The organism is Paenibacillus sp. MY03, assembly GCF_002165585.1.
Lineage (GTDB): Bacteria > Bacillota > Bacilli > Paenibacillales > Paenibacillaceae > Pristimantibacillus > Pristimantibacillus agaridevorans.
In genome coordinates, this window is record NZ_MXQD01000001.1 from 274,585 (window position 1) to 291,451 (window position 16,867).

Below are 16,867 nucleotides of genomic sequence, written 5' to 3' on the forward strand. Positions count from 1 at the left end.
CAAGGTGAAGTTAGTCAAAAAAATTCTGATCGCATCGCTCGTATTCGTTTTATTCATCACTACGCATGGCGGCGCGATCACGTATGCTATCGAGGCGGCAGTTGCGCCAAATACTACGCAGTTGTCCAACGGTTATATCAAAATAACCGTGGATAACGCAACGGGCCGTTTCGGCATCCGTACGGTAGACGGGCAGCCGATCCGCAAGAACGACGATAATGTCAATATGTTGTTCCGCGGCGACGATCCGGAGACGTCGTTCACGACGTTCCGGATTGACGGCACGGATTATATTTTCGGCAACCCTTATAAATTCGGCGTCAATTTCTTCTCCGAAACGACGAAGCCGAGAATTGTTACGAATACGAACGGCACGCAACAGATCGAGACGATCTGGTCCATTAAGGGCGTACAAATCAAACAAATTTTGATGCTGTACTCCAATTCCGCAGATCTCAAAAACGCGGGCAATGTGAACGTACGTTACGAAGTATTGAACCGCAGCGGTGCGCAAGTGGAGTTGGGATCCAGGATCTTGCTTGACACAATGGTGGCGGGCAAGGATGGTCCGGAATTCCAGAATGGAACCATATACAAATCTCCGCTAACTGTAGAACATAGGCTCGTGCATGATCCAGCTGCTATCGGCGTTCCGGCTGAGGATATCGCCAATAACAAGATACCGGCATATTGGGTCATGCGAGATAAGCTGGATTACACGAACCCTTTGGCGACCAATGTAATTGCTTACGGCTTCAATAACTTCTCCGAGAACGCGACCAACATCGTGGACGAGATGATCGTGGGCCATTGGAACGGACTGGCGAACACCAAGTGGGATTACCAGGTTAATCGGAACCTGGATTTCACGCGCGATACCAACGATTACGGGAGTGCAGACTCCGCAGTAGCTTTCTACTGGTTGCCTGAGCCTCTCGCTAATGGTAGAACACAATCCTTCGAGACCGTATACGGTCTTGGGGAGATTATTGCACCCGACAAAGTTTTCTCGATCCGTTACATGGATCCCGTCATGCAGCTTGCAACTCTAGATGATGCAAGCGCTTATGCAAACGAAGGAATCTTCGACATTACAGCGGAAATCGAGAACCTGCCATCGTTTAATATGGAACATACCAATATGATTATCGATATGACATTGGAAAGCGGCTTAAGCTTCGTAAGGGTTGACGAGCTTGGCAATATCGTACGAAATCCCGACGGCAGCGCGCAGTTGGAAAACGTGCGAACAAAAAATATTACAAGACAAAAGACGCCAACATTCGAAGAGGCGGAGCAGGGCATCATACCGAAATACAAGCCAGGGGACACGATAACGGTAACATACAAGGTGCAAGCCAAAGGAAGACCTTGGCCGACGACCAAACAATATATGCTTTCGGTTAGCAGCAAAGAGACGCTGAAGAAGTTGGCAACCGAACATCCTGACGCCGTGAAGATTAATAAAAACGAGCAGGGCGAAGATGAGGCGGAGCCAGTAGATGAAGGTGTAATGGCTCAGTACCAGTCCAGCAAAGCAAACTTTATCCTGCTGCCTCCTATCGGGGAAGCAAGCGCGACGTACGTGTACGGCTTATCGCCGGATGAAGCGTTTGCAACGGATGAGAAGTATATTACTCTTAACATGTCTAACATTGAGGCTTATGAGACGGGGAACGATGAAGCAGATCCCAACTTCGACTTGTATTTCGAAGAAATTGTTACAGGTGCGCGATACAAGGTTCCTGTTAAGGGCTCCGTGCTCATCCAGCCAACCGATGACGGGTCTACGGGGGATATGATTATTACTTACCGCGGCGGCTCCTTGGTGGACGCGAACGGCAACGAGATCGAAGCCGATCTCGGACCGGAGTTGCCGATTGGCGAATACAAAGTGGAGATTGATTACCGTGAAGATACCGGCGGAAATGGAAGCACAGATGAAGAAGAAAATGAAGTCGTAGATGCGGAGATAGAAAAGGAGAAAGCTGCGCTATACGACATCGTCACGGCTCAAACCTTCTTGGTTACGGAAAACGATGAAGCTCGTATCCGCAACGCCAACCTGCTAGTCATCTATAAACATCTGGTAGATCTGTCCTTCGTATCTTCTAATATGAGTGAAGAAGATCTCGAAGAAATCAATGAAATCATGTATCACAAACCGTTTAAGCCGGGAGCCGATTTGTACAGTGCCAAGTTGGCGCTTGTGCCGGCCTGGGCCGCTATGGCCTTGAAAAGCCGAGTGATCGACCCGGATCACGAGGTGGACGATCTGTTTGTAGACGAAACAAACAACGACGACGTATTCGGCGAATTCCCGATCTACAATTACAGGTCTTTTGAATCCGAAGAAGAAATGGAAGAATTTTTCGAGGATCGGGACGAGCTGGAGTCGCTGGTTACGATTCAGGGCATGGTTCGAGAGATCGGCAAGGACGACAAGCTGCAGGTTATCATCGACACCTCGACGGAACCTGCCATTATCAATGATGCCGTTAACTATCAAGGAAAGGACCTCATATTCTCAAGAGGAAATCTGGAAGTGTTCGGCGCGAAATATCCTGACATTCCTCTGCTTGACACGCTGTTTGCCAAGGGCGACGGCACATTAAGCGTAGCGGGCAGCGGATTCGTATTCCACCGCGGCGAATGGACGTTGGACTTCTATAACGGCTTCCAAAAGAGCTTGCCTCGGGCGGAAGAAGAAGACGATGAAGAGGAAGAAGAAGAGGAAGAAGAGGAAGATGGCGACGAAGAGGAAGAGAACGACAATCCCGAAGATGATACACTGAACGGTTCTCTCGCTTGGGCGCAAGGCGCAATCGGCTCCCGCTTGAACCCTATGCGTCAGGTTATGATCGAGGACGTATACTTCAATCGTCAATCCTTGTTTACTGTAATGCCGCTGTCTCTTGGCGGATTCACGTTTAAATTCAACGACTTTATATTGCGCGAAGGCGGCATCTCGTTTGGCGGCGGCATTTCGTTCAAGGTCGTGGATGCGGAGATCAAGGACGTTATCTTTAACAGCAAGGGCTTTGTTGGCGTAGACGCCAGCCTGAAATTCGAGCTGAATAAGGATATGGGTCTTATTAAGCCGGATAGCAAGGCGGAAGGCGTAGGCGGTCAGATTGACATTACCCACTACGAGCAAAAGGTAGAGGGCATTAACAATTATTACGGACTGGAATTCAATGCCGAGCTCAGCAACATGATGGAGGTTGGAGTCGAGTTTGCCTTGAAGAAGGTCGATGACGGCCGAATTCTGCCGGATGTGATCGGCTTCAGCTCGACACTTCCAAAACCAGGCGTATTGATTACGGGCGCCACTTATCTGACGGCGATTCGCGGCGCGATTCGAGAGCTGGCCGACACGATCGCGGGCGGTACGAAGGACGATCCGTTCCCGCTGACGCTGGAGGCCGGGGTATCCCTGAGATTCGGTATCGCTCCAGCATATAATTTTGGCGATATCGACTTGACGCTGAAACGAACCGGCATCAAGATTGTGGGCAAGCTGGACTTCTCCACGAGTCCAGATGGGGATGACTTGATGCCGATGATTACGGAGGCGTTGCTTGAAGCCCAGTGGGTCACTCCATGGTTCGTACGGGTCGGAGCCGAGGTCGACGTTATGGGCTGGGATGTCATTATCGGCAAAGCAGGCATATTCGTCGGACAGAACCTGGAGAAGAACAGAATCGACTTTGAAGGCTTCATCGGCGCGAAGGTTCAGGTGCCGAGCAGCGTTCCAATCGTAGGCGGCATGCCGCTATCGAGCGTATTCTTCGGCGTTAACAACGACAAAATCTGGGGCAGCGTGGGCATTTTGTTCATCAGCCTCGGCATTACGTACTATTGGGGCGGCGGAGTCGAGTTCGGTACGTCCAACGAAGATTTGCCGGATGGACTCATGCATATGATTCTCGAGGATCCCGAGAAGGGCTCGCAGCTTATGGTAATCGGACAGGGCATTGAGACCGTGGCAACATCATGGTTGTCCCCTGAACAAGAAAATCAAGAGATCGTGTATCGCGAACTGGGCAACGGCGTCACGATGATCGACCAAGGCACGATGAACGTCGGCATTGGCGGCATTACGACGACCAACGGCGGCCGGACTCATCAGATTCCGATGACGCAAGTAGGCGGCAACGCTTTGATCGAGATCACTTACGATCAGGCAGAGCTTCCGAAGCTGACGCTTAAGGACGGTACGGGGAAGCCTTACCAGATCATCATCGACAACGATAATACGGATCCGTCGGCCAACGCCTTTACGCAATGGATTCCTGCCAAACAGGCAAGCGACGGGGTGGATTCCCGCAAGCTATATGTTATCGTGCCTCAGCAGAAAGCAACCGGAACATGGACGCTGACATCGGAGACACCGGTCGACAGCAAGCTGTTGTCCGTGCCTACGCTTCCTGAGTTGACAAGCGTCGATTTGGAGGTCGACTCCAACGACTCCAACAAGTTTAATGCTTCCTGGAACGTAAGCAACGTCGAAGATGGAGACACTGTAAGTCTTTATTTGAGCAAGGATTCCGTCTCTACGTCAGAGCCGGGGGCGGATTCCTCCGAAATTCTGGAGCCTGGTGATCCAGGGCTGCTGATCGCGAAGGACCTCCCCGTTGGAACCGGCGGCAGAGGCAGTCACACGATTGACGTAACGAAGGTTCAACTTTTGGGAGATACCGAAGATATTCGCGGCTTGTTGCAGCAGGGCGATTATTACTTGAGGGCCGAGTTGAAATCTTATGCGGCCTTCGACACGATGACTTCCACGCAGAAGTTCGAAATTATTGACCCGCTTGCTCCTAACTCGGTTAGCGATGTGCGCGTGGAGCCGGCAGGCAACGGCATGTTCTCCCTTTCCTTCAAGCCTTCGGCGAAGAAACAAGGACATGCCAGCTACGAACACAGCTATGTCATTCATGCGGAAACGATGCAGGATGGCAAGCCTGCGCCGTATGAGAACTTCGGAGAATTGCTCTTTACGGAAAGCGAACTGGCGTCTAATTGGAACGCGTCGACCGGCCGCTATGAAGGCATTATGATCGGCGGTTGGACCGAAGTATCCGCCGGAACGGACGGAGAGGCTAAATTTACGGGGCTGAAAACAGACAATCGTTACATGGTTGGCGTCACTTCGGCTACGAAACCTCCGAAGTCGCACGACAAAAACGAGAACTATCATTTCGCGGAGGCAACGGCAAGCGCGCTGACACTTTTGCCTGAGCCAGTTGAACCGAAACTTCGTTTATCGAGCGATACCGGATTCGGCCCGATGATGGAGCTGTTGACGAATCAGACGAAACAGACCGTTACGATCGTTTCCGACCAGCCGAACATCGAAATCGAGGCGAAATTCGACGGGCAAACGATCGGCAGCGCTGCGCTGACGAATTCGGGTAGCGGAAGCAGAGGAACGCTGAGTTTCGATCATTTCCAAGCTGATGGTATCTACGCAGTAGAGTTAATGGCGAGGAACACCGTTACCAAGGATAAACGAATTACGATCTTGTACGTAACCGTGGATACGGAAGCGCCTGTTCTGTACATTACGGAGCCGCAGACGGGAGCCCGTACATCGAGCGGAACGATAAGGGTTGCAGGAAGGACGAGCAACGACGCCGTCTTGACGGTCGGAGGGGTAACGATCCGTCCGGCGGAAGATGGCAGCTTCAGCGGCAACGTACCGGTCAATTCGTCCGAGCCGAACATCGCGCTGACGTTCTTGGCGAAAGATGGCGCAGGCAACGAGAACAGCGCTATCGTCAACGTGACCAACGATGGTTTTGCCGTACCAGTCGGTCTTGTGCTCAGGAGCATGACAGTCGCCCCTGGCCAAGAGAAAGCAATTGAAGCTGGACTTCGTTATCCGGATGGCAAATCGGGTGACGGCAAGCAGCTATTCAAAACAGTCGCGATTAAAGGTAGCGAGTTGTCCAAGCTGGAATACCGCCTAATGACGGGAGAGAGCGTGTTGCTTGACGAGGATGGCTCCGCGCTTGGTCTTTCGACCGGAGCATCGTTAGTCGAGGTATCCTACCGCGTATCGGAGGACGTAAGGTTAACGTCTTACCTTCCGATTCAGGTACAAGAGGTAGAGCCAACAACGCTTCAGTCCGTCTCTGCCTACGCAAATCTGGTTAATGGCCAGAGTGGGCGTACTCGAGTCGTTGTGACGGATGCTGGCGAAACGCTCGGCTATCAATTGGTTTACCGTTTGTTCTCGGACGGCGCGACGCCTTCCAAACCCGCATTCGGCGATGATCTCGCGAATTGGACGCTATTGCCGGAAGGCGGGGCGATCGAAGCGAAGTCGGGCGACAAAATCATCGTTGCCAAACGTACTTCCTTGGATAAAAAAGCCGTTTCTTCTTCGAATGCGATTAATGCGCTTGTCTGGACGCCAGGCGGCGGTTTCGGTCCGGGAGGTCCAGGTGGTCCAATTGGGCCGATCGGTCCTGGAAAAGGCGAAGAGGGCGGCGAAGAAACGGTTGAGCCGGGTTCCCTGTCCATCAACGGAGCGCAAGTTGAAGCGCAGTGGATCGGAGATATGTTGTCGGCGGTCATTAAGTCCGAGCATGTCAAGGATAACGATGGCGATTTGCGTATCGGCTCCGACAACGCCAAGTCCACGGGATATTTGATCCGCGTCGAACGCGATGTGGTCCAAACAACCGCAGCGATTGGAAAGTCGGTCGTTATCGATCTTCCTGGAGCGAAGTTGACGCTAAGCGCGGAACAGTTGCTTAAGGTGCAGGGAGACCTGGATATTGCCATCACGCCAAACGGCATTGAAGGCATTCGCGATGCCGGCGTAATTGCGAGCTCCGCGCAAGCGAAGCTACTGGGCAAGGGAGCTGGAGTAAGCATAGCGATTAACGTGAACGATGACGACTGGGAGGGGCAAGGATGGTCTCGCGTCGCGATTCCGAATGGCGTTAGCCTGAGAGAATTGACCTCCGTTATGCTCGTGTCGGCGGATGGCAATTGGACTCCGGTGCCATGGGAGCTTGTCATGGTTAACGGCAAGGCATATGCGGACGTCGCGCTGACAGGCCTGGGGAGTCTGTACTTCCTGTCTGGAACGACGGAATTCTCCGATGTTCCCGACGCATTCTGGGGCAAAGCGGGGATTGGGGAAGCAGCCTCCAAGCTTCTTGTCATGGGCAAAGGTCAAGGCAAATTCGATCCAAACGGCCGCGTAACCCGCGCCGAGTTCCCGACGATGTTGCTTCGTGCAGCTGGCTTGATGACGCAAGGGTCGGACGCTTCCTTCCCGGACGTGGCTTCCGGTGCTTGGTATTACCGCAGCGTTGGCATCGCAAGCAAGCTAGGTTTGGTTACCGGCATGGAGGATGGAAGTTATGCGCCTGCCCAGACGCTGACCCGTCTGCAAGGCATGGCCATGATCGGAAGACTGCTAGAGCGATACGATGCCGAAGGAAGACCGGCTGAAGCGGAGATTGCGAGTTTGCTGGCTCGCTACGGAGACGGGTCCAGCGTTCCGGAATGGGCAAGAGCATCCGTCGCATTAGCCGTCAAGCATGGCATTATCGGCGGTGACTCGAACGGTAATCTCAATACAAACGGCGAATTGAGCCGCGCGCAAGCTGCGCTAATCGCAACGCGTCTCCAGCAATGGCTGACTGAACAGCATGGACAGTAACGAAGGATAAAAACTAGAAGAGGCGGAGGCAGGGCACCTGATGGGGCCCTGCCAATGCCATTCTTGCATGAGGTTATTCTGTTAAGGCGGTGTATGAATGAAGGGGAAGAGCAAGACGACGATCCGCTTGACTCTGATTGGCGCGTTGGTAGCGGCAATGCTGGGCGTATGGATGCTAGCGGCTGGCGCAAGCGGCACGAAATGGACGGATTACGCGCAGACGGACTGGTACGATTCGTATCCGAACAACGACACGTATACGATTGACTCCGCGGAGAAGCTGGCAGGCATAGCCAAGCTGGTCAACGCGGGGAGCGTTAACGGCTTTGAAGGGAAAATACTGCAGATCGCGGCAAATATCGATTTGTCGGCGCATGATTGGGTGCCTATCGGCACGAAGAACAATCCGTTCCGCGGTACATTGTTCACGCCTGTTGGACAAGACTTCACCGTCTCGGGCATGAACGTTCTCGGCAGCATGACTTATGCCGGATTGGTTGGCAACGCGGCAAACGCGACAATCGGCGGCTTTTCCATCGACGGGGCGAGTTCCTCGATTGATGTAACGGCTTCCGGAGATTCCATCTATGCCGGATCCGTCGTGGGCAAGATTATCGGCCTGGGCACGGTCTATGACATTGAAAGCGGCGTGCCGATCACGGTAACCGCTTCGGGAAAAGACGTCTATGCAGGCGGCATTGCCGGATATGCGGAAGGCACGGTATCCAGATCCGTTTATTCGGGATCGCTTGAAGCAACCGCTCAAGACGCGGCTGCCGGCGGGATCGTCGGTTATGGCGGCCCGCAAGGGGTTACCATCCTCCGGGTTACGAATAACAGCAACGTGACGGTTGAGAAGGCCGGGCTTGACGGAGACATGGCTGCCGGCGGCATCGTCGGCCATTCGGCCGGTTTCTTGCAAATGGAACAGGATGAAACTCCGATTCTGAATACGGGCGCGGTGACGGTACGGAACGGACATTGGAGTTACGCTGGCGGCATCGTCGGCAAGACGGACGGTATCGCTACATTCTCTTTGTCTACGACGAACAATGGCGCCGTGCTGATCGACGCTCCAGATGCGATCGAGTCGGCGGCAGGAGGACTGGTCGGAGCGATGTTGGGAGAGACGGGAGAGTACCCCGTCCGGTTAAACTTCGCGAATAGCGGAAGCGTGACGAATAACGGCGGATCGAACGTATATACGGGCGGTATCGCGGGATATCTCAATACGACGCTTGTCTTCACGAATGATACCTCGTCTTTGGTTGCGATAGTCGCAACGGGAAGCGAAGAAGTGCATACGGGAGGAGTTGTCGGCCATGCCGAGAAACAAGTGCAGTGGACGACAGGCGCGAGAAATAGCGGAACGATTAACGTAACGCCTAAAGTTTCAGCAGGCATTCTAAACGAAGTTTATACCGGAGGTCTCGTCGGCTTCTCGAGAGACCGGATTCTGCTGGAGAGCGTTGTGCCTGGCGTGTACGGAAACAGCGGAGCCGTCACGGTAGAAGGAGATGCGGGCTTGTACACGGGAGGCATCGCGGGCAACCGGACATTCGCCGGCACCGGCGGAGCCGCAGGCAACGTGAGCAGTACCGGCGATATTATCGTCAATGGCGATAGCCGGATTCATACTGGCGGATACGTCGGCACGCTACCTGCCAATGCCGCGGATCACGGCATGGCGGACTTGACGTTCGGAAGCGGCATCCACGTAACGGCAACGACTTCGACCGAAAGCGATTTTGTTGCGACCGGCGGCATTGTCGGCTATTACGCGAAGCCGGAAGGGAGCTTGGCGGAGCTTGCATCGTTAACGTTTAACGGCGTATTGGATGCAAGAGGCGGCGGAGCATACACTTACTCCGGCGGCATCGCGGGTTACGCCGGTTATGGTCTATTTAAGAATGCATCGGCAGGAAAATCCGCAGAGGAATATGCCACCATCGTTTCCGATGGCAAGCTTGGCGGCGTTGCAGGTTACCTGAACGGCGAGCTGGATGGAGCGAATATCGCTTATTTGGATATGACGCTTCTAACGGCTAACGGCGTTGCAGGCGGCGTAGCGGCGCAAGCGCAAGGTCTGGTTAATGGTGCCGTTGTCGGCAATGAATCGGCTAGCATCAATAATACGGTTATTATCGGAGTCGATGCTGCCGCAGGCAACGAGCTTGAATTCACCGCGGGAGGCGTCGTTGGCGTCAATACCGATTCCTTGACGATTACGGGCTCATCGGCAGCCCGATTGGCATTGTTAAATGAGACTGGACGCAGTGGCTATACACTTGGCGGTATTGCGGGACAACTGACGGATACGGCTATCGCTGGTACGATTGAGTCCCCGGTATCGGTGGAGTCGTTTACTGTAGCGGCAGAAGCATCCAATGTCGTTATCGGCGGAGCGATCGGCCGCAGCGATTCATCGTCAGTCGTTGTTGAAACGACGGGTATAACAGTCGATGCATCAGGCGACAGCATTGTTGCAGGCGGCGTTATAGGCTGGAACGAGGGCGCTCAGACTGCGGAGTCTACAAGGATTGACGGTCTTCGTACAACGATTTCGGCACTTGGCGAGGATATTGAAGCTGGCGGAATAGCGGGACGCAATGACGGTACGTTCGTCAACGCAACGGCAACCGACGGCAGTATTGCTCTGAAAGGAGCTTCGAACCGAGGCGGCGGTATAGCGGCTTCTCATCACGGGACTCTAGCGAACGTAACCTCAGTAAACATGGCACTGGTGGCCGATGCGGAAGGGGCGATCATCGGCGGTATCGCCGGCGTTTCGAAACCGCTTGATGAAGGAGCGGCAGACCCCGCTATTGAAAATGCTACATCGTTATCGTTGGAAGCACCTCTTCTTACGGCTAACGCGGCGAACGTTCGCATGGGGGGAATCGCGGGCGTAGCCAATGATACTACGATTACCAATCCCGTAACGAAAGCGGAAAATTCCGATTACGTTATCCTGACGATCAATGCGCCTGACATATACGCGGGCGGTATTGCCGGACAATCGGAAGGCGGCAGCATCGAGGGGATTGGCGGATTGGACAATCTGAATCTTCAACAGTTGTTTGTGACGACAACGACGAATGCCGGCAACGCGCTCGTAGGCGGCGTTACGGGACACGGTGTCCATACGGCAATCGACTCCATCTATGGTTCGGTCGTCAATATCAGCATCCATGGTTCGCAGAACAAAGTTGGCGGCATTGCCGGTTACTATGAGGGAACGGGTACGGCCGTCATCAAAGACAGCTATTTGGAGACGATGGGCATCCGCGGTCTGCCAGAGGCGAATGAAGCCGTGCTTGGTGGAGCGATCGGCGTCAACGATACCAGATCGATCGATGCAGGCGCCGATCCGGCATCTACGCCAAGCACGATTCAGAATACGAGGCTGATTGGCAATGTCAATAACGCAAGCTCTCCGCTGATCGATAGCCGCGGTCCGAATGCGGTCGTAGGCGGGCTTGTAGGCGTGAACGGCAGCTTGGTAGCGAATAACAGCGTTATCGACAAGAGCGTGCTTCTCGCCAGGGGCACTGGCAGCATTGTTGGCGGCCACACCGGAGTCAATATCGAAGCGGGCACATTGTACTACACGTATGCCAACGCGAATCTCTCCGTTCAGGGGCAGAATATTACGGTTGGCGGTCTTGTAGGTTTGAATGAGGGAGCAATTCTATCTTCTTACATCGACATCGACGTGACGTCGCAAGCCACGGGCACCTCGTCCAAAGCGGTCGCTATCGGCGGTCTGGTCGGCGTGAACGAAGGCCGCATCGCCAAGTCGTACAGCGTGTCCAACGTGACCGCCGGCGGCGACTATAGTCTTGTAGGAGGTCTTGTTGGCGAACAGCTCGGCGGATCGATCCGTCATTCCTATTCCGGAGGGCGAGTTCTGGCTAGCAAGACGGGAAGCTTGGCAGGCGGTTTCGCAGGCCGAATCGTAGCGGGCGAAATTGCCGAAAGCTATTCCGCGGTTAGCGTGGAAGCCGCGGCAAGCGCCGAAGGCGGAGGTTTCGCGGGACGGTACGACAATACCAGCACGAACCTGATTTATAAGACGTATTACCTGAAGGATGACGCGGCAGGCATTAACAAGGATTTGCCCGACTTCGCAGAGGGCAATATTCGTTGGCTGAACGTACCGGCTCGTCTAAGCACGTTGCTGGAAGAAACGCTACGCGATCGTACGGCCTTTCCGGCACTATCCGGATGGATATTCGCCGATGCGGGCAACGAGGAGACTGCAGTATGGCGCTATGGTTCGGTGAACGCAAGATACTTGTACCCTGAGCTGATTCGCAAGGCGAACAGCGGCGGAGGCACGACTCCGGGCGTTAACGCCAGTTTGAACTGGTACACTCGCAATCCGGATGCGATCACATTCGAGATTCGCAGCGAAGCAGAACTGGCGGGCTTGGCGCAGCTTGTTAACGAAACGATATTGGGACGAGAACGCGAAGATTTCGCAGGCAAAACCATTCGCGTTGTTAATCCGATTCATATTCAATCGGAGAACTGGACTTCCGTGGGCGCAAGCGAAACGACTCCGTTTGAGGGCACATTCGACGGTGGCGGACATTTGATCGACGGGCTTTCCGTAGAACCGGGACAGGATATGAGCGGCTTGTTCGGAGTCATCGGCGAGTCGGGCGTACTGGATCATGTCGTCCTTGAGCCTCGCACGATTATTGGCAACGGGTATACAGGAACTGTAGCCGCAATCAACCATGGTTCTTTGTCCAACATCAAAGTAGAATTAACGGAAGAGACGACATTAACGGGCCAGACGGTTGGCGGCCTGGCGGGACGCAATACAGGTTCGGTTGAAGACATTGCCCTTCATTTCCCAACCGGAGCGATTATTGAAGCCGTCGGAACGGAAGCCGCTGGCGGCGCTTTATTCGGCGACAACGGCAGCGACCTGATACCGTCAGACTGGACAGAGCTTGTCCTGCTTGGAACGGTTCGGAGTTCAGCTAACGGAGCGGTGATCGGCGGACATGTCGGTCGTCAATCGGCAGGCAATGTAGCCGACTTTGACATCGTACTTCAAAATGAAATATCGGCTAGCGGCATTGGCGGCATTGCGGGAGGATTTATCGGTCAATACGTAGATGGCGAGTTGACAGATATTAAATTCAGACTGCAAGAAGGCAACATCAAGTCGATCGGCGCGAATTCTATTGCCGGCGGCATCGTGGGCGCGTCGGATGGCGGCAACACGGTGAAACGACTGGCATTCTCGGCGGACGAGACTGCAGCGCCTGTCATCGGAGGAACGGTCGGTGCCGTAATAGGAGCGAAGGAAGGACAAGCAGCGGATCAGTACGATGTCGAATCTCTCAAGGCGAACGGCGTATCCTTGACAACGCCGGAAGGAGCGGCAGAGGGTGCCGTCGGTGGACTTTTCGGCTCCATTACGAATGCTGCGGCTTTTGATCTTTCATTTGAAGGCAACCTGACGGCTCGAAGCGTTCAAGCCAATATCGGCGGCATTGCAGGCGAAGGCCTAGACAGTCTGTTGCGAGAGGCCAGCGTACAGCCAGTCTTTGCTTTCACGGCGAGCGGCGGACAGTCTGCAATCGGAGGCATCGCAGGCGAGATGCTGGCGACCGATCGCGATCGATACTTTGAATTAGGTTCGAAACTGCCTTATTACGTAGGCATCTATGAAGCGGTCGTTCCTGCCATAGAGATCAACGCCAGCGGGATTGGCAATACAGCCGAGATTGCGACCGGCGGTATCGTCGGAAAATCGAGCGCTTCGATTTATTTCAGCGAAACCGACGCATCCGTATCGGTTAACGGCGCCAAATTGGCCGCGCTTGGCGGCATTGCAGGCATAAGCAACGGCATTATCGTATCTGCGGATACGCATGGCGGAGCATATGCTACCGAAAACACGATTAATTATGTTGGCGGAGCAGTAGGTCTTGCGTCTGGCGGCTCTATCCATTATACGTTTGTGACATCCGAGCAGGATGCGAAGATCGAAGTTTCGAAGCCGGTTACCAGGCTCCCCGAGCTTCCAGCCGCGCATGTCGGCGGCTTCGTAGGCGAAGCAAGCGGTACGGACATGAGTCATGTCAGCACGAATATGGCCGTTGGAGTAACAAGCGCAAACCAAGAGGATTCTGTTCAAGTCGGCGGTTTCGCGGGCGTGCTTGGATACAACCCGGCATTGCCTGAAGCGCAGCTAGAATGGGCTTATGCGACTGGCAGCGTAACTTCCAACATTAAAACAACCGCGCTTGCTGGCGGATTTGCGGGTTCAATCAATCGTTATGACGTATCTCAAGCTTATGCTTCCGGCAACGTAAGCAATACCGGCTTCGATACGCGTACAGGCGGGTTTGCCGGTGCCATTGAGCGCGGGGCAAAGGTAGAGAATGGTTATGCGGTCCAAACAACACTCTCCGCAACTGGCGTTAATCATGCGACTCGCGCGTATATCGGCGGATTTGCCGGCTATAACGACGGAGAACTCGACACCGTATATGCGCATGCGGAATCGATTTCGCTTGCCGCGGCAGGAGCAAGCGCCTATAGGGGCGCGCTCTTAGGCTACCAATATCGAGGAGGCAGTATCGAGGAGTCGAGCCATGCGGCGGCCATCCCGGCAATCGGCCACAACCTCGGCAGCTTGTCCGGTCTTGCGAACGAGAACAAGCTCGCAGAGCTACGGCTTGGCGATTGGCAATTGCGCACGGATACGACATTGTTAATGAGTGCTTCAGAAAACCCTTATTTCATTCTGAACCCTTACCAATTGTTCACGGCAGTGCTGCTGGCGAATGATTCGACGGGCTTGGATTTCTATCGTCTGTACAACCGTGCAGCTACGGAGACGCCTGATTCCGATATTCTGCTTGGAGCGGACATCGATTTGACGGGAATGATTTGGACGCCTTTCGAGGATTTCCGTGAAACATTCGATGGAGCCGGACATACCATTACCGGCGTGAGTTTGGCAGGTCAAAGCGGTTCGCTGGGCTTTGCGACGGTCAACTACGGTCGGATAGCCAACCTGCAATTCGTTACCGCCGAGATTGCTTCCGGATCGGCGAACACGGATGCAGTCGGCATCGTGGCCGGCGTTAATGAACTCGGCGGAGAAATCGAAAACATTAACGTTTCGGGTACGGTTAACGGGGGAGTCGTTGGCGGAATCGCGGGAATCAATAAGGGGTCCATCGCGGTAGCTTCATCGACGGGAACCGTGAGCGGAGTAATGGCTGGCGGTATTGCCGGCGATCATGCTGCATCCGGGCAGCTCGAGAATGTATTCTCCTACGCAAAGGTAACGGCTGTTGATGCCAGTGATGCTGCTGCCGGCGGTATCGCTGGAATCAGCGGAGGAAGCATCTCCAATGCCTTCTTTTCGGGCAATGTTGCAGCTTCCGGCAGTGCCTTGACAAGAGCCGGCGGTATCGTCGGACATGCTGTTGGCGGCAGCATCTCAGACGTTGTAAACGCGGCGGAAGCCGTGGCTGGGACCAATGGCAAGATTGCTCGCAACCAGACCTTCTTTGGAGGTATCGCAGGTCAGAAAGAAGATGCGGCTACGATTCAGGACGGATTCTACAACCGTCAGATGCTGAAGACGGACACCGCATTCTACGACGGAACGGGCAAGCGCGTTGCGGGCGGAAGCACGGTAGGAGCATTGGGCATGAACGGTGCGGCACTATCGACTAATGTTTTGCCTAACGGTCTTGCGTCCGCTGATTGGAAAGCAGCGGCTGGCTATTATCCGCAGTTGCAAGCATTCGCTGACAGCACTCGTTCCCGGGTAAGTGCGATTGCAATCGCGTTGCCAGACGGAATGACAATTTACGGAGCTATCGGCCAGTTCTCGCTAACGCGAATTTCCGATATTCCTTGGAGCGCGACAGGGGCGAGCCTGACGACTACCGGAGCGACAATGGCGGGCAGAGTGACCGCACCTAGCGGCGACGTTGTCTTGAGCGCTGCGGCGGCGGGACAACCAAAACGCGAAGTAGTGATTCGCCGCACGGCTCTTCTTTTTGAGGAGACGGCTGCCGCTCCTGCCTTCAACCAAGCCGATGGGCAGTTCGAAGGTACGCTCGTTGTAGGCCTGACAACGACAGAACCGGATGGAATCATCTATTACACGGTCAACGGAACCGAACCGGTGCCGGGCAAAGAAGGAACGAAAGTATATGAAGTTCCATTGGAGCTTAAGGCTACGACAACGGTGAAGGCGATCACTTTTGCGGACGACAAGGAATTAAGCGCGACGTCAACGGGCAAATGGACTCTCAAAGCCATCTTTGGCGGAGGCGGAGTACCGATGCTGCCGCCTGCTCCCGTGGAGCCGAAGATGACGATAGGCGATCGCGATATCCCGCTTGACGGCAAAGAGGCTGTACAAGCTGCCGTAAATAGCATCGTGAAGCTGACAGTTCCGGATGATGCCATCGTGTACTACACGACGGATGGCACGGAACCTACGAAGAATAGTTCTGTCTATACGGGCGAAATTTGGGTAACGGGCGACATGACGATTAAGTTCATGACGAGCAAAGACGACACCGTATATAGCGTTCGATACACTACGAAGCCAGCTGACTACGAAGTGAAGAAGAATGCGTCCGAGATTCGTTACATGGCAGGCAAAGGAACCTCGTTCCGTCCGAACGAAGCCATTACTCGCCAGGAATTGATTACCGCGCTGGCGCTGTTAATCGACTTTGAGGCAACGCCGATCGCCTCCACATTCGGGGACGTAACCGGGAAGAACGCAAGCGCGGTAGCGAAGTTCGCTTCGGCAGGAATCGTTCAAGGTTATCCGGATGGCACATTCCAAGGGGAGAAAGGCTTGACGAGAGCAGAGTTCGTCGTCATGCTCTCCAGAATCTTGGAATTGAATATCGGAAAGGGCGGAAAGTCGCCATTCTCCGATATGGAGAAACATTGGTCGGGGGATTATGTGAGAGCCTTCGTGGAGGCTGGTTACGTGAACGGATATCCAGACGGAACGTTTCGTCCGGACAGACTCTTATCGCGCGCCGAAGCGGTCGTGCTGCTGAACAATATTTTGCATACGGCAACGAAAGCCAATGCGTCGATTCGATTCCATGACGTGCCTGAAGATCATTGGGCTTACGATGAAATCATGGGAGCGGCGAAGCGCTAACAGAT

The 16,867-nt window shown here is 54.2% G+C and carries 2 protein-coding genes; both read left to right on the forward strand.

Features of this window, described 5'->3' with window-relative positions; all coding sequences use genetic code 11:
- The first annotated feature begins 4 nt into the window (after positions 1–4).
- Entirely contained in the window at positions 5–7,684 is a 7,680-nt protein-coding gene (locus B1748_RS00905; RefSeq protein WP_143810210.1) for an S-layer homology domain-containing protein, read from the forward strand.
- 97 nt (positions 7,685–7,781) lie between these two features.
- Positions 7,782–16,862 carry an S-layer homology domain-containing protein gene (locus B1748_RS00910; RefSeq protein ID WP_087565978.1) on the forward strand — a complete coding sequence of 3,027 codons (9,081 nt, stop codon included), beginning with the start codon at positions 7,782–7,784 and terminating at the stop codon, positions 16,860–16,862.
- The last annotated feature ends 5 nt before the right edge of the window (positions 16,863–16,867 follow it).